General features: G+C 52.2%; 22 protein-coding genes. 12 read left to right on the forward strand and 10 right to left on the reverse strand.

All coding sequences use genetic code 11. The annotated features are described in order from the left end of the window. Nucleotides 1-17: 17 nt before the first annotated feature. Genes rpoN through EDI29_RS08960 form a run of 7 tightly spaced genes read right to left on the reverse strand, consistent with a single transcriptional unit; the run spans nt 18 to nt 6,011 of the window. Complete coding sequence (rpoN, locus tag EDI29_RS08930; protein ID WP_137740613.1) at nt 18-1,451, reverse strand: RNA polymerase factor sigma-54; 1,434 nt, start codon at nt 1,449-1,451, stop codon at nt 18-20. 49 nt (nt 1,452-1,500) lie between these two features. After that, nucleotides 1,501-2,226 carry an LPS export ABC transporter ATP-binding protein gene (lptB, locus tag EDI29_RS08935; protein ID WP_010296638.1) on the reverse strand — a complete coding sequence of 242 codons (726 nt, stop codon included), beginning with the start codon at nt 2,224-2,226 and terminating at the stop codon, nt 1,501-1,503. A gap of 3 nt (nt 2,227-2,229) precedes the next feature. Then, on the reverse strand, nt 2,230-2,802 hold the full coding sequence (gene lptA / locus EDI29_RS08940) for a lipopolysaccharide ABC transporter substrate-binding protein LptA (RefSeq protein ID WP_039535302.1): 573 nt from the start codon (nt 2,800-2,802) through the stop codon (nt 2,230-2,232). Beyond that, nucleotides 2,783-3,349 (reverse strand): LPS export ABC transporter periplasmic protein LptC, encoded by a 567-nt coding sequence (lptC, locus tag EDI29_RS08945; RefSeq protein ID WP_137740614.1) that lies wholly within the window; start codon nt 3,347-3,349, stop codon nt 2,783-2,785. Before lptC ends, lptA begins: the two co-directional genes overlap by 20 nt. Further along, entirely contained in the window at nt 3,346-3,912 is a 567-nt protein-coding gene (kdsC, locus tag EDI29_RS08950; RefSeq protein WP_107170738.1) for a 3-deoxy-manno-octulosonate-8-phosphatase KdsC, read from the reverse strand. Before kdsC ends, lptC begins: the two co-directional genes overlap by 4 nt. A gap of 19 nt (nt 3,913-3,931) precedes the next feature. Next, on the reverse strand, nt 3,932-5,005 hold the full coding sequence (kdsD, locus tag EDI29_RS08955; protein WP_137740615.1) for an arabinose-5-phosphate isomerase KdsD: 1,074 nt from the start codon (nt 5,003-5,005) through the stop codon (nt 3,932-3,934). A 40-nt stretch (nt 5,006-5,045) separates the two neighbouring features. Then, on the reverse strand, nt 5,046-6,011 hold the full coding sequence (locus EDI29_RS08960) for a calcium/sodium antiporter (protein ID WP_137740616.1): 966 nt from the start codon (nt 6,009-6,011) through the stop codon (nt 5,046-5,048). 289 nt (nt 6,012-6,300) lie between these two features. Here EDI29_RS08960 and mlaF point away from each other — a divergent pair, with 289 nt between their 5' ends. The 7 genes from mlaF (at nt 6,301) to murA (ending at nt 11,152) form a co-directional block, all read left to right on the forward strand. After that, nucleotides 6,301-7,113, forward strand: coding sequence for a phospholipid ABC transporter ATP-binding protein MlaF (gene mlaF, locus EDI29_RS08965; protein WP_137740617.1), 813 nt, complete (start codon nt 6,301-6,303; stop codon nt 7,111-7,113). 7 nt (nt 7,114-7,120) lie between these two features. Then, on the forward strand, nt 7,121-7,903 hold the full coding sequence (gene mlaE, locus EDI29_RS08970; RefSeq protein WP_137740618.1) for a lipid asymmetry maintenance ABC transporter permease subunit MlaE: 783 nt from the start codon (nt 7,121-7,123) through the stop codon (nt 7,901-7,903). 4 nt (nt 7,904-7,907) lie between these two features. Then, the gene (gene mlaD / locus EDI29_RS08975; protein WP_137740619.1) at nt 7,908-8,474 is read left to right on the forward strand and encodes an outer membrane lipid asymmetry maintenance protein MlaD; all 567 of its coding nucleotides are present in this window, start codon (nt 7,908-7,910) and stop codon (nt 8,472-8,474) included. Between the two features lie 12 nt (nt 8,475-8,486). Further along, the gene (gene mlaC, locus EDI29_RS08980; RefSeq protein ID WP_137740620.1) at nt 8,487-9,116 is read left to right on the forward strand and encodes a phospholipid-binding protein MlaC; all 630 of its coding nucleotides are present in this window, start codon (nt 8,487-8,489) and stop codon (nt 9,114-9,116) included. A gap of 13 nt (nt 9,117-9,129) precedes the next feature. Further along, complete coding sequence (gene mlaB, locus EDI29_RS08985) at nt 9,130-9,420, forward strand: lipid asymmetry maintenance protein MlaB (protein WP_137740621.1); 291 nt, start codon at nt 9,130-9,132, stop codon at nt 9,418-9,420. Nucleotides 9,421-9,554: 134 nt separating this feature from the next. Continuing rightward, nucleotides 9,555-9,809: a BolA family iron metabolism protein IbaG gene (ibaG, locus tag EDI29_RS08990; RefSeq protein WP_039304057.1), complete on the forward strand. Its 255-nt coding sequence runs from the start codon at nt 9,555-9,557 to the stop codon at nt 9,807-9,809. 80 nt (nt 9,810-9,889) lie between these two features. Next, a complete protein-coding gene (murA, locus tag EDI29_RS08995; RefSeq protein WP_137740622.1) occupies nt 9,890-11,152 on the forward strand; it encodes a UDP-N-acetylglucosamine 1-carboxyvinyltransferase in 1,263 nt (420 codons plus the stop codon). A gap of 106 nt (nt 11,153-11,258) precedes the next feature. Here murA and degS read toward each other — a convergent pair whose 3' ends face one another. The 3 genes from degS to zapG all read right to left on the reverse strand — a co-directional run bounded on the left by degS (nt 11,259) and on the right by zapG (nt 14,804). Next, complete coding sequence (degS, locus tag EDI29_RS09000; protein WP_137740623.1) at nt 11,259-12,356, reverse strand: outer membrane-stress sensor serine endopeptidase DegS; 1,098 nt, start codon at nt 12,354-12,356, stop codon at nt 11,259-11,261. A 212-nt stretch (nt 12,357-12,568) separates the two neighbouring features. Continuing rightward, entirely contained in the window at nt 12,569-13,939 is a 1,371-nt protein-coding gene (gene degQ / locus EDI29_RS09005; protein ID WP_137740624.1) for a serine endoprotease DegQ, read from the reverse strand. A 460-nt stretch (nt 13,940-14,399) separates the two neighbouring features. Next, a complete protein-coding gene (gene zapG / locus EDI29_RS09015) occupies nt 14,400-14,804 on the reverse strand; it encodes a Z-ring associated protein ZapG (protein WP_005975485.1) in 405 nt (134 codons plus the stop codon). 215 nt (nt 14,805-15,019) lie between these two features. On the opposite strand from zapG, the gene zapE reads away from it, so the two are divergent. The 5 genes from zapE (at nt 15,020) to sspB (ending at nt 18,722) form a co-directional block, all read left to right on the forward strand. Further along, nucleotides 15,020-16,171 carry a cell division protein ZapE gene (gene zapE / locus EDI29_RS09020; protein WP_137740626.1) on the forward strand — a complete coding sequence of 384 codons (1,152 nt, stop codon included), beginning with the start codon at nt 15,020-15,022 and terminating at the stop codon, nt 16,169-16,171. Nucleotides 16,172-16,407: 236 nt separating this feature from the next. Beyond that, nucleotides 16,408-16,836, forward strand: a complete 429-nt coding sequence (gene rplM, locus EDI29_RS09025) for a 50S ribosomal protein L13 (RefSeq protein WP_005975488.1) — start codon at nt 16,408-16,410, stop codon at nt 16,834-16,836. 15 nt (nt 16,837-16,851) lie between these two features. Continuing rightward, nucleotides 16,852-17,244: a 30S ribosomal protein S9 gene (gene rpsI / locus EDI29_RS09030; RefSeq protein ID WP_107170748.1), complete on the forward strand. Its 393-nt coding sequence runs from the start codon at nt 16,852-16,854 to the stop codon at nt 17,242-17,244. Nucleotides 17,245-17,571: 327 nt separating this feature from the next. Next, nucleotides 17,572-18,213: a stringent starvation protein SspA gene (sspA, locus tag EDI29_RS09035; protein ID WP_005975503.1), complete on the forward strand. Its 642-nt coding sequence runs from the start codon at nt 17,572-17,574 to the stop codon at nt 18,211-18,213. 5 nt (nt 18,214-18,218) lie between these two features. Continuing rightward, complete coding sequence (sspB, locus tag EDI29_RS09040) at nt 18,219-18,722, forward strand: ClpXP protease specificity-enhancing factor (protein ID WP_137740627.1); 504 nt, start codon at nt 18,219-18,221, stop codon at nt 18,720-18,722. The last annotated feature ends 69 nt before the right edge of the window (nt 18,723-18,791 follow it).

Here is an 18,791-nt window from a genome sequence, read left to right on the forward strand (position 1 = left end):
TTCCTTCTCTGTTGAGATCAAATCAGTTGTTTACGCTGATTTGATGGTGGGATAGATAAAGACTCTCGGTATTTTGCGACGGTACGGCGTGCCACAATGATGCCCTGATCGGAAAGCAGCGTGGTGAGCTTGCTGTCGCTCAATGGCTTCGCAGGGTTTTCCGCCGCAATAAGCTTTTTCACTAGCGCGCGGATTGCCGTTGACGAGGCTTCTCCGCCGCTATCGGTATTAACGTGGCTGGAGAAGAAATATTTTAGCTCAAAAATGCCGCGTGGGCTGTGCAGGAACTTCTGTGTCGTCACGCGTGAGATGGTGGATTCATGCATATCCACCGCCTGGGCGATGTCTGCCAATACCATAGGCTTCATGAATTCTTCACCCTGCTCGAAGAAATCCTGCTGCTGCTCGACGATGCAGCGGGTCACCTTCAGCAGCGTATCGTTGCGACTTTCCAGACTTTTGATGAGCCAGCGCGCTTCTTGCAGATTGCTGCGGATAAACTGCCCATCGCTGTCGTTGCGCGCGCTGTTACCCAGCGCCGCATATTGCTGGTTAATCTGCAAGCGGGGAACGCTGTCGGTGTTCAGTTCAACGGACCAGACTCCCTGAATTTTACGCACCAGTACATCAGGGATCACATATTCAGATTCACCCGTGTTAATCGACTGCCCAGGACGGGGATCGAGCGACTGGATCAACGCCAGTGCTTCTTTCAGCACCTCTTCTTTCAGGCGAGTCACGCGGATCAGGCTGCGGAAATCATGATTGGCTAACAGATCGAGATGATCGCTGACGATCAGGCGCGCTTCGGTCAGGCGTGGCGTGTCGTCGGCGAATTGGGAAAGCTGCACCAGCAGACAATCACGCAGGTCGCGGGCGGCGACGCCAACGGGATCGAAGCGCTGCACGCGTTTGAGTACGGCTTCAACTTCTTCCAGCGTCACGTCATCGTCACCGATGCTGTCGAGGATGTCTTCCAGCGGTACAGTCAGGTAGCCAGTGTTGTCCACTGCATCGACAATTGAGGTCGCGATGGCGGCGTCGGTATCTGAAAACGGCGTCAGTTCAACCTGCCACATCAGGTAATCCTGAAGCGTTTGCGTGGTTTCACCTTGATAAATCGGCAGTTCTTCGTCGCGATAATCGGTGCCGGTGCCCGATGGCGTGCCCGCGGAATAAATCTCATCCCAGGTGGCATCGAGCGGTAATTCTTCCGGCATGTCCCGTTGTTCAAGGGCTTCACCGGTATCCAGTGAATCGCTGTCTGCCTTTTCGAATGACTCGATTTCGTCGTGCTGATCCGTTTGTTCGAGCAACGGATTGCTTTCCAGCGCCAGTTGAATCTCCTGTTGCAATTCAAGCGTGGACAGCTGCAACAGCCGAATTGCCTGTTGGAGCTGTGGAGTCATGGCCAGTTGCTGGCTAAGCCTGAGTTGCAAACCTTGCTTCATAAATCGCGCTAACGTCCCATAAGTACTGCAAAAAGAAAATATTACCCTATCAGAGTCGGAAGCCTTCGCCCAGATAGACGCGTTTCACCTGTTCATCGGCCAGAATATCGGTCGGTGAACCGTGGGCGATCAGGTTGCCCTGACTCACGATGTAGGCTCGTTCACAGACATCCAGCGTTTCGCGGACGTTATGATCGGTAATCAACACGCCCAGTCCGCTGTCACGCAGATGCTCAATAATTTTTTTAATATCCAGCACGGAGATCGGGTCTACGCCCGCAAACGGTTCATCCAGCAGGATAAATTTTGGGTTTGCCGCTAGCGCACGCGCAATCTCTACGCGGCGTCTTTCCCCACCGGACAGCGATTGTCCCAGACTATCGCGCAAATGAATAATATGGAATTCTTCCATTAGCTCATTGGCTCGATCTTCCTGCTGCTCTGTCGTCAGATCTTTACGGATCTGTAACACTGCCATCAGGTTGTCATAGACGCTTAAGCGGCGAAAAATCGAGGCTTCCTGTGGCAAATAGCCGATGCCGCGCAGCGCACGTTCGTGCAAAGGAAGCAGGCTGATGTCGTCGTCGTCAATGACGATGCGCCCTTCATCACGCGGAACGATGCCCACCACCATGTAGAATGTTGTCGTTTTGCCAGCACCGTTCGGCCCGAGCAGGCCGACGATTTCACCAGAGTTGACGGTGAGACTGACGTTTTCCACGACCTTACGGCCTTTGTACGCCTTAGCCAGATTTTCTGCGGTTAATGTTGCCATAACTTATTCAGTGACCCGTGGTTGCGGTTGTTGAGAACGAGAAGGCTGGCTTTTGTTCTCTTTCTCCTGAAGCTGAGAGGGGACTAACACCGTCGTCACGCGTTTTCCTTTATCGCTGGTCGCTTCCATCTGCTGCTGTTTCACCAGATAGGTGATGCGATCGCCTTTGACATTGCTGTCCTGCTGTTCCAGGTAGGCATTGCCTGTGAGTACCAGAAAGTCTTTGGCCAGCTCGTAGCGGATTTTCTGTGCGTGACCTTTTACCGGTTTGCCGTTGTCCTGCATCTGGTAGAACGTCACAGGGTTGCCGTAACCTTCCACCACTTCACTGCCTTGCGTGCCCTGTGGACGCGTCACGACGACCTTGTCGGCTTTCACTTCAATCGTGCCTTGCTTCACGACAACATTACCGGTGAACGTCACCGTGTTGCCCTGCATGTCCAGAGATTGCTGTGCTGAATCAATGTGAATAGGTTGGTTGCTATCGCCTGTAACGGCAAAGGCGGAAACGCTGACGGCGAACAGCGAGCTGGCGATCAGGGTGTTACGCATCAGGTTATTGGTTTTGGATTTCATAAGAGGTTTTTACCTTTTCGATCAACTCGGCCGTTTTATTACGCAGATTTCCGCGCATTTTCATTCCGCTTGAGGTAAAGCTGGCGCCGTACAGGGTGACTTCATCATCGGAAGCGACGTCCTGCGTGACCAGGTTCACCTGGGCATTATTCGTTGTGATGCGCTGAAGCTGAGTGTCCTTTGTCAGGCTATTCACCTCGACGTGGCCATACAGATAGAGCATCCTGTCTTTTGTCAGCTTGGCGCGATCGGCGCGTACTGACCAGGTTGCAATGCCTTGTTCATTGAACAGCGTGGCAACGGGGGTGGTAAACCAACTCAATTGCTCATCGTTGAAATATTCCGCTTTTTCCGAAATCAGTCTGTAGCTTAGTTTACCCGCAGGGCTGTATACCTGCGTGTTGGTCTTTTCACTGGTATAGACTGGCACAGTCGGGTCATTTGCATCCGGTGTCGATACGGTGTCGTCATCCGCAATATTCCAGCCGATGAGGATCAATACCAATAGGGCGAGAAAAGCGGTCAGCCAACGCTTGGTCTTACTCATATCGACAACCCTTTGGCATGCTCCAGCTTGTCCTGCGAGAACAGAATCAAATCACACAGCTCACGCACTGCGCCACGACCACCCGCAATGCGAGTGACATAATCCGCGCGCGGTAACAGCAACGGGTGGGCGTCCGCTACGGCAACGCTCAGACCAACCTGTGCCATCACTGGCCAGTCGATCATATCGTCGCCGATATAGGCCACCTGATTTGCTGTGACCGACAGTTTATCCAACAGATCGTTGAAGGCCAAAACCTTATCCGATTGCCCTTGATAAAGGTGGTTAATGCCCAGTGTTTTACAGCGGTCTTCCAGCAATTTTGCGGAGCGCCCGGTAATGATGGCAACCTCAAGGCCAGACGTCAGCAAGCAGCGAATACCATAGCCATCACGGACGTTAAACGCTTTCAGCTCTTCGCCGTGGTTACCCATGTAAATCAGACCATCGGACATTACGCCGTCAACGTCGCAGATTAACAGGCGAACTTCACGGGCTTTATCCAGTACCTGTTGATCGACAGGCCCATAACAGGTATCGGTTTGCGCCCTGGTTTCACTCATTCACAATTATCCTTTCTTTTTAAACCACGCCAGCCCGCAGCATATCGTGCATATGGACAATACCGACCAGACGATCGTTCTCTGCCACCAGCACTGAGGTGATGTGGCGCGACTGCATCAGGTTAAGTGCATCCACCGCCAGCGTTTGCGGTGCGACCCGGATGCCGCCCGCGGTCATCACATCAGCAATGCGCGCGCTGTTCAAGTCAATATTCATGTCGAAGATGCGGCGCAGGTCACCATCGGTAAAGATACCCTGAATTTTCATATCCGCTTCGCAGATTACCGTCATACCCAGATTTTTGCGCGTAATTTCCACCAGTGCATCACGCAGCGAGGCATCGTGTGGGACATGGGGAATCTCGTCGCCAGAATGCATGATATCGCTGATACGCAGTAAAAGTTTGCGGCCAAGTGCGCCACCGGGGTGAGATAGGGCGAAATCTTCGGCCGTAAAACCGCGCGCCTGTAGCAAAGCCACGGCGAGCGCATCGCCCATAACCAGTGTCGCGGTCGTACTGGTGGTGGGGGCCAAACCGAGCGGGCAGGCTTCCTGCGGAACGTGGACGCACAGATGTATATCCGCCGCTTTACCCATCGTACTTTCTGGTGCGCTGGTCATACAGATCAAGAACACTTTCTGTCGTTTCAGAACAGGGATCAGCGACAGAATTTCATGGGATTCGCCAGAGTTGGAAATCGCGATCACGATATCGTGCGGCGTTACCATGCCGAGGTCACCGTGGCTGGCTTCGCCTGGATGGACAAAAAAAGCGGGCGTACCGGTGCTGGCGAAGGTTGCGGCAATCTTGCAGCCGATGTGGCCGGACTTGCCCATTCCCATCACCACCACTTTGCCCTGACAGTGAAAGATCTTTTTACAGGCGAGCGTAAAATTGTCATCAATATACTGATCTAATTGCGCAAGCCCATCGCGCTCGATGCTCAGTACCTGTTTGCCTGCCTGCTGGAAATCGAAGTTTGCTGGTAGTTCATGCCGCTTCTGTGGCGTGTGATCGGCTTGTGGTGCGTGATCGGATAGTGCACGGTCAGACGGCTGTTTTAGATGAGCATCTTGTTCAAACTGTGACATACCAATAGTCCTGATTATGGTGAAAAACGAAACCGCGTAATTATGAAAAACAGAACAACACCGTAAGGTAGGCGATAAACGTGCAGCATAATAATGCGCCTGCGCCCTGTCCTATATGGCGTTTTTTGCTGAGGCACAGCGCGGTTAACAACACGCTCGCCGCCAGCATGACCCAATAGTCGCGCTGAAAAACCTGAGGGTTCAGTGCGCCCGGCGAGAGCAGTGCGGGCACGCCCAGCACAATCGCAATATTAAAGATGTTCGAGCCAATCAGGTTACCCAGTGCAATATCATCTTCTTTCTTCAACGTCCCGACGATGGCGGTAGCGAGCTCAGGCAGGCTGGTGCCGATCGCCAATATGGTCAGTCCGATGGTCAATTCGCTGACATCGAAGTAGCGCGCAATGACGGTCGCATTATCCACCACCATCCGGGCGGCCATGGGTAAAATAATCATACCGAGAATCAGCCACAGGACGGCAGCCATCTGATTGCTGTCGTCCTGCGGCAGTTCTGCCAACTGTTCACGGGTCAGGCTGTCGCCGCCTTCCCGCTGTGCCTGTTGTGCCATACGCAGTATCAACACCAGGCACAGAATCGCGGCGAAGAGTAGCATCATGCCGTCGGCGCGACTCAGGTAGCTATCATGCAGTAAAACGCCACACAATAAAGTGACGGACAACATGAGCGGCAATTCTCGGCGCAGCAGAGTCGAATGTACCGTGAGCGGGCGAATGAGTGCCGCGCTGCCGAGGATGAGTAAAATATTGGTGATATTGGAGCCGATAACATTGCCGACGGCCATATCGTTTTGATCGTTTAAGGCCGCAGTAACCGAAACGATCAGCTCAGGTAGTGAGGTGCCGAAGCCGACAATAGTGATGCCGATAACGAAAGGAGGTAAGCCAAGAGAACGCGCAAGCACGGCGGCACCATAGACAAGACGATCGGCACCGTAAACCAGTAATAGCAAACCAACGAACAAGAGTAGTGTTGCAAACAGCATGCAGCGTCCTTTAATAGGATATAATCACCAGCTTGTTGTCGAATAAGTCAGTATTTCTGGACGAGTTTCGCACAAAAAGCTCTTTTCTGTGATGAGTGCTAATTCTGACGGTGCTTGGCGAAAAAGTAAAACCTGTCGCGATAAGTAAAATCAGGTAACGGTTTACGCCGCCATTTTGGACAAGAACTTACGGTAAGTTTTTGTAAAACTCTCACTCTAATGAAAGTCAGCCGTTAGGCTGGAGTGAAAGATGTTCTATAAGCGTACTGATTGGTAAGGAATGGAAATAATGAACCATGAGGCAACTAATCTGGTCGAGATCCGTGGTCTTAGCTTTCGGCGCGGAGAGCGAGAGATTTTCACAGATATCACGCTGAATGTTCCTAAAGGCAAGGTCACTGCGATCATGGGGCCTTCCGGTATCGGTAAAACCACATTGCTGCGTTTGATCGGCGGGCAGCTACAGCCGGACAGCGGCGAGATCTGGTTTGATGGTGAGAATATCCCGGCGCTGTCGCGCAGGGAACTGTACAGCGCGCGCAAGAAAATGAGCATGCTGTTTCAGTCCGGCGCGTTATTCACCGATTTGAACGTGTTTGATAATGTCGCCTGGCCGTTGCGCGAACATACCCAACTGCCAGAATCGTTACTGCGTAGCATCGTCATGATGAAGCTGGAAGCCGTGGGGTTGCGTGGAGCCGCCGAGCTGATGCCTGCTGAACTTTCCGGCGGTATGGCGAGGCGCACGGCGTTAGCGAGAGCCATTGCGCTTGACCCGCAACTCATTATGTTCGACGAACCTTTTGTCGGGCAGGACCCGATCACGTTAGGAACGCTGGTGAAGTTGATCGACGAGCTGAACCATGCGTTGGGCGTGACCTGCATTGTGGTTTCTCACGATGTACCGGAGGTGATGAGCATCGCCGATTACGCCTATATCGTGGCCGACAAGCGAGTGGTGGCGGAAGGAACGGCAGATCAACTGAGGGCGAATGATGACCCGCAGGTTCGTCAGTTCCTGGATGGCATCGCCGATGGGCCAGTGCCTTTCCGTTTTCCTGCGGGTGACTATAAAGCGTCGCTGCTAGGTTCAGAGGGGTAACGCAGCCATGTTATTACGGATGTTGGCGTCGCTAGGACGCCAGGGAATCTCTACCAGTGCCACGTTTGGGCGCGCTGGGCTGATGCTGTTTAATGCATTGGTGGGTAAACCCGAATTTAAAAAACAGTGGCCGCTGTTGGTGAAACAACTTTACAGCGTTGGCGTGCAGTCTCTGCTGATCATCATGGTTTCTGGCCTATTTATCGGCATGGTGCTGGGGTTACAGGGCTATATCATCCTGACGACGTACAGCGCCGAGGCTAGCTTGGGCATGATGGTGGCGCTGTCGCTGCTGCGTGAACTGGGTCCGGTGGTAACCGCGCTGCTGTTCGCCGGGCGTGCGGGTTCTGCGCTGACGGCTGAGATTGGGCTGATGAAGGCAACTGAGCAACTCTCCAGCATGGAGATGATGGCGGTTGATCCGCTGCGCCGCGTTGTCGCGCCGCGCTTCTGGGCGGGGTTAATCAGCATGCCGCTACTGGCGGTGATTTTTGTCGCGGTGGGGATCTGGGGGGGCGCGTTGGTCGGTGTGGACTGGAAAGGTATCGACAGCGGGTTCTTTTGGTCTGCCATGCAGGGCGCGGTTGACTGGCGTCAGGATGTGTTGAACTGCGTGGTTAAAAGTATCGTATTTGCGATTACCGTGACCTGGATTGCACTGTTTAACGGCTATGACGCGATCCCGACGTCTGAGGGGATCAGCCGTGCAACGACACGAACCGTCGTGCACTCGTCGTTAGCAGTACTGGGATTGGATTTTGTGCTGACAGCACTGATGTTTGGGAACTGAGTCGATGCAAACAAAGAAAACTGAAGTCTGGGTTGGTGTGTTTATGTTGATCGCGCTGGCTGCCATTCTTTTTTTATGCCTAAAAGTGGCCGATCTAAAATCTATCGGCAGTGAGCCAACGTACCGCTTGTACGCGACGTTTGACAACATTGGCGGGCTAAAAGCGCGTTCCCCGATCAGAATTGGCGGTGTGGTCATCGGTCGCGTAGCGGATATCTCTCTGGATGAGAAAACGTATCTGCCACGCGTGGCGATGGATATTCAGCAGCGTTACGATCATATTCCCGATACCAGCTCTCTGGCTATTCGTACCTCTGGTTTGCTGGGTGAGCAGTATCTGGCATTGAACATGGGCTTTGAAGATGAAGAGATGGGCACGGCGATTCTGAAGGACGGTGGTGTGATTCAGGACACCAAGTCCGCCATGGTGCTTGAAGATCTCATCGGTCAATTCCTATATAAGAGCGGCAGCAATAGCGAGGATAATGCTAGTCAATCGGGTACGGCGACGGGTGCTGATCCTACGGCAACGCCTGAGCACAGCAACGAACCTGTTCCTTCACATCCATAAGAGGATATCTGCATGTTTAAACGTTTACTGATGGTGGCTTTACTGGTGGTCGCGCCATTAGCCAACGCGGCGGATCAAACGAACCCTTATCGTTTAATGAATGAAGCGGCGGAAAAAACCTTTGATCGTTTAAAGAATGAGCAACCTAAAATCAAGCAAAACCCTGACTATTTACGTACTGTCGTGCGTGAAGAGCTGTTGCCGTATGTACAGGTGAGGTACGCCGGTGCGCTGGTTCTTGGCCGTTACTACAAAGACGCGACACCTGTACAGCGTGATGCCTATTTCAAAGCGTTTGAAGCCTATCTGGAGCAGGCTTACGGCCAGGCTCTGGCGATGTATAACGGGCAGAGCTATCAAATCGCCCCTGAACAGCCGCTGGGCAATGCTGATATCGTTTCCATTCGCGTCACGATTGTTGATAACGGTGGTCGTCCGCCGATACGCCTGGATTTCCAATGGCGTAAGAACAGTAAAACCGGTAACTGGCAGGCGTATGACATGATTGCTGAAGGTGTCAGCATGATCACCACTAAGCAGAATGAATGGGCGTCAATACTGCGTCAGAAAGGCGTTGATGGTCTGACTCAACAGCTGGAATCCTCGGCGAAGCAGACAATTACGTTGGATCAGAAAAAGTAATTTGGGTACGAACATGGCGAACGCATTGAACTGGCAGGCGCAGGACTCCACGCTGGCATTAACGGGCGATCTCGATCGTGAAACGCTGCTACCGTTCTGGCAGCAGCGTGAATCGCTGCTAGCGGGTAAAACCACGCTGGATGTGTCAGGATTAAACCGTGTTGATTCTGCCGGGTTGGCATTGCTGATGCACGTTTATCAACAGCCGTCGTTGAGCGGAGAGATAGCGATTGTTGGTGCCAGCGATCGGTTAAAAACGCTCATTGCGCTCTATAACCTGAATGAAATCATTCCTGTGTCTTAAACGGTAACGCTGACTACCGGATTCGCCCCTTTAGGCATCGTCTGAAGGGGCGTATTCTTTGTTTAAGATAGCGTCATATTCATCTAAGATACCCCCCTGTAAATCATCTCCCCCTGACATAGAAATCGAGAGCGATGGAAAATAACGAAATTAAAGACGTGCTGATGAACGCATTAGCACTGGAAGAAGCCCATGTTTCTGGTGATGGTAGCCATTTTCAGGTCATCGCGGTGGGCGGACTTTTTGCTGGAATGAGCCGAGTCAAAAAACAGCAGGCTGTTTATGCGCCGCTGATGGAGTACATCGCGGATAACCGTATTCATGCATTGTCGATCAAGGCTTATACGCCGGAAGAGTGGCAGCGCGACCGTAAACTGAACGGTTTCTAAGCATTCCCTGTACTCGTGGGGATAAACTGCCGGTATCAGTGTGACGAAATATTGAATTAAGACATCGAGATAGAAAGACTATGGATAAATTTCGTGTTCAGGGGCCAACTCGCTTAGCGGGGGAAGTGACCATTTCCGGTGCCAAGAACGCTGCGTTGCCAATCCTATTCGCTGCGTTACTTGCAGAAGAACCGGTCGAAATTCAGAACGTACCGAAACTGCGTGACATCGACACGACTATGAAGTTACTCGGTCAGTTGGGGGCGCGTGTTACACGCAATGGTTCCGTTCATGTGGATGCCAGCGAGGTGAACGTGTTCTGCGCGCCGTACGATCTGGTGAAAACCATGCGTGCCTCTATCTGGGCGTTGGGGCCGCTGGTGGCGCGTTTCGGGCAGGGGCAGGTATCGCTACCCGGCGGCTGTGCAATTGGCGCACGCCCGGTAGATTTGCATATTTACGGCCTTGAACAGCTTGGGGCGCAGATCGTTCTGGAAGAAGGCTATGTGAAAGCCACGGTTGATGGTCGCCTGAAAGGCGCGCACATCGTGATGGACAAAGTGAGCGTCGGCGCCACGGTAACCATCATGAGTGCAGCAACGCTGGCCGAAGGCACCACGATTATTGAAAACGCGGCGCGTGAGCCGGAGATTGTCGATACGGCAAACTTCCTGAACACGCTGGGTGCGAAAATTAGCGGTGCAGGCAGCGATAAAATCACTATTGAAGGTGTTGCGCGTCTGGGCGGCGGTGTGTATCGCGTTGTGCCCGACCGTATTGAAACCGGGACATTTCTGGTCGCGGCTGCGGTATCTCGCGGTCAGATTATCTGCCGTAATACCCGTCCTGATACGCTGGATGCGGTATTGGCGAAGCTGCGTGAAGCGGGCGCGGAGATTGAAATCGGCGAAGACTGGATCAGTCTGGATATGCACGGTAAGCGTCCAAAAGCGGTTACCGTTCGCACGTCGCCGCATCCTGGGTTCCCGACCGATATGCAGGCGCAGTTCAGCCTACTGAACCTGGTCGCAGAAGGGACCGGTGTGATTACCGAAACTATCTTTGAAAACCGCTTCATGCATGTACCTGAGCTTATCCGTATGGGCGCACAGGCGGAGATCGAGAGTAATACCGTGATTTGTCACGGCGTTGATAAGCTGTCTGGTGCACAGGTGATGGCGACCGACTTACGTGCCTCAGCCAGTCTGGTCTTAGCAGGCTGTATCGCGGAAGGTGTGACGATAGTGGATCGTATTTATCACATCGATCGTGGCTATGACCGCATCGAAGATAAGCTGCGTGGCTTAGGTGCGAACATCGAGCGTGTTAAAGAACACGAATAAGCGCCTCCCCGTTTTCTCCTCAAATGATCTTCGCCAGCCGGGTGGGTTCCCACCCGGTTTCTTGTTTACCTGCTGATACTGTTTTATCAAGTAGCCTTGGATGCCGCTATTGGGTAGGGAATTCCTGAATCGTCATTTGTAGCGTGATTTGTTTGTTATCGCGCTCAATCGTGACGGGAATGACGGTGCCGGGAGGTATTTCCGAAACCTGTTCCATGGTTTCGATAATCGAGCGTGCGGGCTTATTGTTGACGCTAACAATCACGTCTTCAATGCGGATACCCGCTTTATCCGCCGGGCCACCGGGATCGATAGTCTGGACGAGAATGCCGGTCAATCGACCCTGCGTTCCGCGATTGTTGGTTAACGTGCTGTTCTCAATATTTTCGAGCTGTACACCGTTGATGCCAATATAGCCGCGAACCACACGACCATCGCGAATCAGTTTACCCATCACTTTGGTCGCCAATGCGACGGGGATCGCGAAGCTAATGCCTTCCGGCGTTTCGCCATTGCTGCTTTTATCAAAAGAAAGGGTATTAATACCAACCAGTTCACCGAGCGTGTTGACCAACGCACCGCCAGAGTTTCCGTGGTTAATTGACGCATCGGTTTGCAGCAGGTTTTGGCGTCCTACCTGACTTCTTTGTTGGCCGTAAGTGCTGAGGCTGACGCGGCCAGTGGCGCTAATAACGCCCTGCGTGACGGTTTGCCCTAGGTTATAAGGGTTACCGATCGCCATGACGACATCGCCGACGTGCGGGATACGGTCTGGATTCATGGGAATGACGGGGAGATTGACGCCATCGATTTGCAACACAGCCAGGTCTGTCAGGGTATCGGAGCCGATCACGCGGGCTTCGTACAACCGGCCATCTGACAGCTCGATCTGGATTTGTTGCACGTTATTAATCACATGCTTATTGGTTAAAATGTATCCTTTTTCGTTCATGATAACGCCAGAACCCAGAGGATGAATGGCGACTTCATTGGGTTTTTCCGTATTGGCAACCCGATTATAAATATTAACCACAGCAGGAGCCGCACGGTTGACGCCCTGATGGTAGCTTACGGGCGAGCCATTAGTGTTTCTGTCATTGCTTTTCAGAAACGACGTGCCAGATCCGATAAACGGCAGTACGACCAGAATAATTCCGGCGACAAGGGCACCAAATAGTGCTGAACGTAATAATTTAGCAAGCATGGCCGTGAGTTACTGTGGAAAGGGAGATAAAAGGAGGATATCACGAGAAGTTCGGACACCGCATGACTCGGTGTCCGATTTTTTATGGCGTGCCATCCTTGGCCACCACCCTTACGGGCCGTTGCTGATACAACGTTAAAAATTTCTCCCGGAAATTTTTTAACATCAGCGCTGTTCTGGCCAGTTAGGCTGTCGTAAAAAACGACGAACGATTAACGTAGCAGCAGATAGATTGTTTCTTCGCCTCGGACGATATTCAGCGCCAGAACGGAAGGTTTCGCTTCCAGCAGCTTACGCAGTTGCGTGATGTTTTCAATACGTTCGCGGTTTACACCGATGATGATATCGCCTTTTTGCAGACCGACCTGTGCGGCAGGTGTGTCTTTGGCGACGTTATCAATCTGCACGCCCTTGCTGCCGTCTTTCAATTGGCCATTGGTCAGAGAAGCCCCCTGCAATGACGGTGAAAGCGTTTCGGCGCTGGTTGATGCCGATGAGCTGTTATCCAACACGACGGAAACTTCCTGCGGTTTGCCATCACGCAGCAGACCGATTTTCACGGTCTTGCCCGGCGCGGTGGTGCCAACTTTGGCACGCAATTCGGCAAAGCTGCTGATCGGTTTACCATCCAGCGTCGTCAATACGTCGCCCGCCTTGATTCCGGCTTTCGCGGCGGCGGATTTCGGTAAGACTTCGCTGACGAAAGCACCGCGCTGCGCGTCGACGTTGAAGGCTTTCGCCATTTCGGACGTCATCTCGCTGCCTTTAATACCCAGCAGCCCGCGTTTGACTTCGCCAAATTCAACCAACTGCTGTGCCAGATTCTGAGCCATATTGCTGGGGATAGCGAAACCGATGCCGATATTCCCGCCGCCCGGCGCCAGAATCGCCGTGTTAATACCGATCAGCTCACCGTTGAGGTTCACCAGCGCGCCGCCGGAGTTGCCGCGGTTGATGGAAGCATCGGTCTGGATGAAGTTTTCCAACCCTTCCAGATTCAGGCCGCTACGCCCCAGTGCGGAGATAATGCCGGAGGTCGCCGTCTGCCCGAGGCCGAACGGGTTACCCACGGCAACGGCGAAATCACCGACGCGCAGTTGATCGGAATCGGCCATTTTTACAGAGACCAGATTCTTGGCGTCATTCAACTGTAGCAAGGCGATATCGGTCTGCTCATCACGCCCAATCAATTTCGCTTCATATTCACGTCCGTCATTAAGCTGGACGCGGATCTTGTCGGCGTTATTGATCACGTGATTGTTGGTGAGCACGTAACCTTTTGCAGCATCAATAATCACGCCAGAGCCCAGTCCTTCAAACGGACGCGAATTTTGTTTGTCCGTTGGGAAGTTAGGGCCAAAGAAGAACTTGAACTCTTCCGGTACGCGCTGACGCTGTACCTGTGTACCTTCAACGTGCACGCTGACGACGGCTGGCAAGACTTTCTCCAGCATCGGGGCCAGACTTGGCGTCTGTTGACCTTGAACCACGGCAGGCAGCGCAGCATTTGCAGCGGGAAGCGTGGACAGGGTCAAACCTATACTCATTGCCAGTGCACTAAATAGTAATGATGTTTTTTTCATTGTTATTAACTCTCTCACGGCCTGCGGATGAATAAAACGATGATATATAAACTTAAAGACACGGTGAAGAGTCAGACTGGCGATCAATGTGTAAAGTTCACTGCTGTTTCGTCAGCAGATTGTAACTATCGCTGTTTATGGAGCGTGATCGGACGATGGCAGCCTGTGGTACGCGTCTTAAACGTACAAGCGTTTTAAGCGTAGAACAAGAGAGGGGAAAGCGTGAGGCCAGAAAGCCTCACGTCTATATACCCGTCATACTTCAAGCTGTAGGTGTGTTGGCTGCGTCCGTTACTCGGCTCATCCATGAGCCTCGCCCCGTTGGGGCCGCTGCAAGCAGCGTTCAAATCTGCTCCAGGCAGATTTGTCACCCGAATCACTTACTTAAGTAAGCTCATCGGGATTCCTTCGCTTGCCGCCGTCCTACAGCCCGAATTATTTAGGGTATAATTAGTTGATATTATTTGCGAATCGGACGTTCGCCGCGCAGCAGGCCTGACGCACCATCGGAATAATCGCGTGGTGGCATGTTCACTGGTGCCTGATCGTTATCCGCTTCTGACTCGGTCAGACGGTATTTAAACGGATTATCCTGGCCAGGAACGTTAGGTAACAGGTTATTGGAGCTTTTCGCCATGTGCTGATAAAGCTGACGATAGTCATCCGCCATGTTGTCCAACAACTCCGCGCTGCGGGCGAAGTGTCCAACCAATTCCTGGCGATAGTCTTCCAGTTCGGTTTTGCTTTTCTCCAACTCATTTTGCAATACCTGCTGTTGCCGCAGCTTACGGTTACCAAAGCGCATGGCGACAGCACCAATAATAATACCGACAACTAAACCTATCAGCGCATACTCCCAAGTCATAATCGCTCCTATTTTGACGTCGTTGTCCCGTAGGGTTTTTCACTTAATAATAGTCACTATAACCGTTAACCTTGTCCGAGTGGAATCCTGATACTCGATGACTAAGGGGAATGTTGACCTATCGCAGACATCAAGGTTGTTAACTGCGACGATTACGGCTTAAATCGACGGCAACACACAGCAAAACACGACTAACTTTTTTCTCAGGGATTGCGATGGCTACTCCACAGACAACACGGCAGCAAACAACCCCCTTGGCGCTTTACCAGCAGGCGCTTTCTGCCGGTGAATATCAACCGGATGAGGTGCAGCGGCAAACCGTTGTGCGTCTGGAAGCGATACATCAGGCGCTGTGCGAGCGTGCGGTGGATGACGGTGCGGGGACATCTGGTCGCGCAGGGAAATGGCGTCGCTGGCTGGGGCTGAGTGATAAACGTGAGTCTGCCCCAGTTCAAGGACTGTACATGTGGGGCGGTGTTGGGCGTGGTAAAACCTGGCTAATGGATATGTTTTTTCATAGTTTGCCTGCCGAGCGCAAGATGCGTCTGCATTTCCATCGCTTTATGCTACGTGTACATGAAGAACTGAACCAGTTTCAGGGGCAGGAGAATCCGTTGGAGAAAGTGGCCGACGGCTTCAAAGCTGAAACGGATGTGCTGTGCTTCGATGAATTCTTCGTTTCTGATATCACCGATGCGATGCTGTTGGCTGAACTGCTGCGTGCGCTGTTTGCTCGCGGCATTGCGCTGGTGGCGACGTCGAATATTCCGCCAGACGATCTCTACCGCAATGGATTACAACGCGCCCGTTTTCTGCCTGCTATTGCGCTGATTAAACAGCACTGTGAAGTGCGTAATGTCGATGCGGGTATCGATTATCGTCTGCGCACGCTGACACAGGCGCACCTTTACCTCTCGCCGCTGAATGAGGAAACGAGTGCGGCAATGCAGCAGATGTTTACGCGGCTGACCGGGAAGCAATGGCAGACGCCGGGGCCAGTGCTGGAGATCAATCATCGTCCGTTAACGACACTTGGCGTGAGCGACGGTGTGCTGGCGGTCGATTTCCACACGCTGTGTACAGAGGCGAGGAGCCAGAATGATTACATCGCACTGTCACGCCTCTACCACACGGTGCTGTTGCACAATGTGACGGTGATGGAAACAAAGGAAGAGAACACCGCCCGCCGCTTTTTGGCACTGGTGGATGAATGCTACGATCGTCGCATTAAGCTCATTATCTCTGCGCAGGCACCGATGTTTGATCTCTATCAGGGAGAGCACCTGAAATTCGAATATCAGCGCTGTTTATCCCGTTTGCAGGAAATGCAAAGCGAAGAGTACCTACGGCAGCCGCATTTGGCGTAACACAGGCTGCGGTTTTTCGTCATTTGCGTGTGAAAAAAGGTCGATTTTTGAGAATCACTTCTCTATAATCTTGCGACCCCACGTTACAACAAAGTTTTTTTCCCAAAAACTTTATAGTGCCGGCAATGGCTATTCGAAGGGGTAGGTTTGCTGGACTTGATGGTCGTGTGAGCCTCAACTGTTTTCGAGCGTTTGGGTGTTCACCAACGTGTAACTAATTATTGGGTAAGCTTTTAATGAAAACTTTTACAGCTAAACCAGAGACCGTAAAACGTGACTGGTACGTTGTTGATGCGAACGGTAAAACTTTAGGCCGTCTCGCTACTGAACTGGCTCGTCGTCTGCGCGGCAAGCATAAAGCGGAATACACCCCGCACGTTGATACGGGTGATTACATCATCGTTCTGAACGCTGACAAAGTTGCTGTAACTGGCAACAAGCGTACTGACAAGATTTATTATCATCACACCGGTCACATCGGTGGTATTAAACAAGCGACCTTTGAAGAGATGATTGCCCGCCGTCCTGAGCGTGTGATTGAAATCGCGGTTAAAGGCATGCTGCCGAAGGGCCCGTTGGGTCGTGCTATGTTCCGTAAACTGAAAGTTTACGCGGGCACCGAGCACAATCACGCGGCACAGCAACCGCAAGTTCTGGACATTTAATCGGGATTATAGGCAATGGCTGAAAATCAATACTACGGCACTGGTCGCCGCAAAAGCTCCGCCGCTCGCGTGTTCATCAAACCGGGCAACGGTAACATCGTTATCAACCAGCGTAGTCTGGAACAGTACTTCGGTCGCGAAACTGCCCGCATGGTAGTTCGTCAGCCGCTTGAACTGGTCGACATGGTTGGGAAATTGGATCTGTACATCACCGTTAAAGGTGGTGGTATCTCTGGTCAGGCTGGTGCGATCCGTCACGGTATCACCCGCGCTCTGATGGAGTATGATGAGTCTCTGCGTGGCGAACTGCGTAAAGCAGGTTTCGTTACTCGTGATGCTCGTCAGGTTGAACGTAAGAAAGTCGGCCTGCGTAAAGCACGTCGTCGTCCTCAGTTCTCCAAGCGTTAATTTCTGGCTGCTTTGCAGCGAAATCAATGCGAAAAACCCGGTGCTTGTCACCGGGTTTTTTATGCCTAAAAATAAATTTCCTCGAAATATACGCTTTACTTTCCGTATGTTAACGATGAAATTGTGCTTATACCCCCACAAAACGAACAAAATCTGATAAGCTATTCGCCGATTTTATGCCCGTGTGCCAACTGTCGTCGCTGTTTGAAACGACGTATTTTTTCAGGTGATGTTTACACATTGGCGAGCAAAATTTCGAATAGCGGTTTGCAGATTCCCCATTGCACGGCTATTCGCCGTATTTTCTCGATAAACTTGGAGGTTTTCATGGCTGTCGCTGCCAACAAACGTTCGGTAATGACGCTGTTTTCTGGTCCATCCGACATTTTTAGCCATCAGGTCCGCATTGTATTGGCGGAAAAGGGTGTGAGTGTCGAGATTGAACAGGTGGACATGGATAATCTGCCTCAGGATCTTATTGACCTCAATCCTTATGGTTCTGTGCCGACATTGGTCGATCGCGAACTGACGCTCTATGAATCACGTATTATCATGGAGTATCTGGATGAACGTTTCCCTCATCCACCGTTAATGCCTGTCTATCCGGTTGCGCGCGGTAATAGCCGCCTGATGATGCATCGCATTGAGAGCGACTGGTATTCTTTATTGAAGAAAATTACGCATGGCAGCGCTCAGGAAGCGGATGCGGCACGTAAGCAATTGCGTGAAGAGCTGCTGGCTATTGCCCCGGTGTTTAATGAAGCGCCTTATTTCATGAGCGAAGAGTTTAGCCTGGTGGATTGCTATCTGGCTCCGCTGCTGTGGCGTCTGCCGCAGTTAGGTATTGAACTGAGTGGTTCGGGCGCGAAAGAGCTGAAAGGCTACATGACACGCGTCTTTGAGCGTGATGCGTTCCTGGCTTCCCTGACGGAAGTGGAACGTGAAATGCGTTTGCAAACCCGAGGTTAAACTGTATGGCGTTGTCTCAACTGTCTCCGCGTCGTCCGTATTTATTACGGGCCTTTTATGATTGGTTGCTGGATAACCAATTAACGCCTCATCTGGTAGTCGATGTCACTCTGCCAGATGTTATGGTGCCGATGGAGTTCGCCCGTGACGGCCAGATCGTGCTGAATATCGCACCGCGCGCTGTTGGCGGCCTTGAGTTAGCTGATGACAGCGTTCGTTTCAATGCGCGTTTTGGCGGTGTACCGCGCCAGGTTTATGTGCCGATGGCGGCAGTAATGGCGATTTACGCACGCGAGAACGGGGCTGGAACGATGTTTGAGTCCGAACCTGCTTACGAAGCCGCAGGTGAGTATGAAGACTTTCAGGAAAGCGGGCCCTCTTCAGGGACAGTCATGTCGATTGTCGATAGCTCGCCTGATTCTGAAGCACCTGAGGATGGCTCGGGTTCTGATGACGAACCGCCGCAGCCGCCTAAAGGTGGCAGACCCTCGCTACGGGTCGTGAAGTAGTCTGTTTCTAAGGGCACCTCTGCGGTGCCCTTTTCTATACTTGTCCTACTGTACGCTACGGTTAGTCAG

The sequence above is a fragment of the Pectobacterium polonicum genome (assembly GCF_005497185.1).
GTDB classification, from domain to species: Bacteria; Pseudomonadota; Gammaproteobacteria; order Enterobacterales; family Enterobacteriaceae; genus Pectobacterium; species Pectobacterium polonicum.

What these genes read in the sequence shown, in the direction of transcription:
- lptB (WP_010296638.1), bottom strand. Translation starts at nt 2,226, where the DNA reads ATGGCAACATTAACCGCAGAAAATCTGGCTAAGGCGTACAAAGGCCGT.
- kdsC (WP_107170738.1), bottom strand. Translation starts at nt 3,912, where the DNA reads ATGAGTGAAACCAGGGCGCAAACCGATACCTGTTATGGGCCTGTCGAT.
- EDI29_RS08960 (WP_137740616.1), bottom strand. Translation starts at nt 6,011, where the DNA reads ATGCTGTTTGCAACACTACTCTTGTTCGTTGGTTTGCTATTACTGGTT.
- rplM (WP_005975488.1), top strand. Translation starts at nt 16,408, where the DNA reads ATGAAAACTTTTACAGCTAAACCAGAGACCGTAAAACGTGACTGGTAC.
- mlaD (WP_137740619.1), top strand. Translation starts at nt 7,908, where the DNA reads ATGCAAACAAAGAAAACTGAAGTCTGGGTTGGTGTGTTTATGTTGATC.
- lptC (WP_137740614.1), bottom strand. Translation starts at nt 3,349, where the DNA reads ATGAGTAAGACCAAGCGTTGGCTGACCGCTTTTCTCGCCCTATTGGTA.
- mlaE (WP_137740618.1), top strand. Translation starts at nt 7,121, where the DNA reads ATGTTATTACGGATGTTGGCGTCGCTAGGACGCCAGGGAATCTCTACC.
- mlaC (WP_137740620.1), top strand. Translation starts at nt 8,487, where the DNA reads ATGTTTAAACGTTTACTGATGGTGGCTTTACTGGTGGTCGCGCCATTA.
- degS (WP_137740623.1), bottom strand. Translation starts at nt 12,356, where the DNA reads ATGCTTGCTAAATTATTACGTTCAGCACTATTTGGTGCCCTTGTCGCC.
- degQ (WP_137740624.1), bottom strand. Translation starts at nt 13,939, where the DNA reads ATGAAAAAAACATCATTACTATTTAGTGCACTGGCAATGAGTATAGGT.
- rpsI (WP_107170748.1), top strand. Translation starts at nt 16,852, where the DNA reads ATGGCTGAAAATCAATACTACGGCACTGGTCGCCGCAAAAGCTCCGCC.
- mlaB (WP_137740621.1), top strand. Translation starts at nt 9,130, where the DNA reads ATGGCGAACGCATTGAACTGGCAGGCGCAGGACTCCACGCTGGCATTA.
- ibaG (WP_039304057.1), top strand. Translation starts at nt 9,555, where the DNA reads ATGGAAAATAACGAAATTAAAGACGTGCTGATGAACGCATTAGCACTG.
- zapE (WP_137740626.1), top strand. Translation starts at nt 15,020, where the DNA reads ATGGCTACTCCACAGACAACACGGCAGCAAACAACCCCCTTGGCGCTT.
- zapG (WP_005975485.1), bottom strand. Translation starts at nt 14,804, where the DNA reads ATGACTTGGGAGTATGCGCTGATAGGTTTAGTTGTCGGTATTATTATT.
- sspB (WP_137740627.1), top strand. Translation starts at nt 18,219, where the DNA reads ATGGCGTTGTCTCAACTGTCTCCGCGTCGTCCGTATTTATTACGGGCC.
- lptA (WP_039535302.1), bottom strand. Translation starts at nt 2,802, where the DNA reads ATGAAATCCAAAACCAATAACCTGATGCGTAACACCCTGATCGCCAGC.
- rpoN (WP_137740613.1), bottom strand. Translation starts at nt 1,451, where the DNA reads ATGAAGCAAGGTTTGCAACTCAGGCTTAGCCAGCAACTGGCCATGACT.
- murA (WP_137740622.1), top strand. Translation starts at nt 9,890, where the DNA reads ATGGATAAATTTCGTGTTCAGGGGCCAACTCGCTTAGCGGGGGAAGTG.
- mlaF (WP_137740617.1), top strand. Translation starts at nt 6,301, where the DNA reads ATGAACCATGAGGCAACTAATCTGGTCGAGATCCGTGGTCTTAGCTTT.
- kdsD (WP_137740615.1), bottom strand. Translation starts at nt 5,005, where the DNA reads ATGTCACAGTTTGAACAAGATGCTCATCTAAAACAGCCGTCTGACCGT.
- sspA (WP_005975503.1), top strand. Translation starts at nt 17,572, where the DNA reads ATGGCTGTCGCTGCCAACAAACGTTCGGTAATGACGCTGTTTTCTGGT.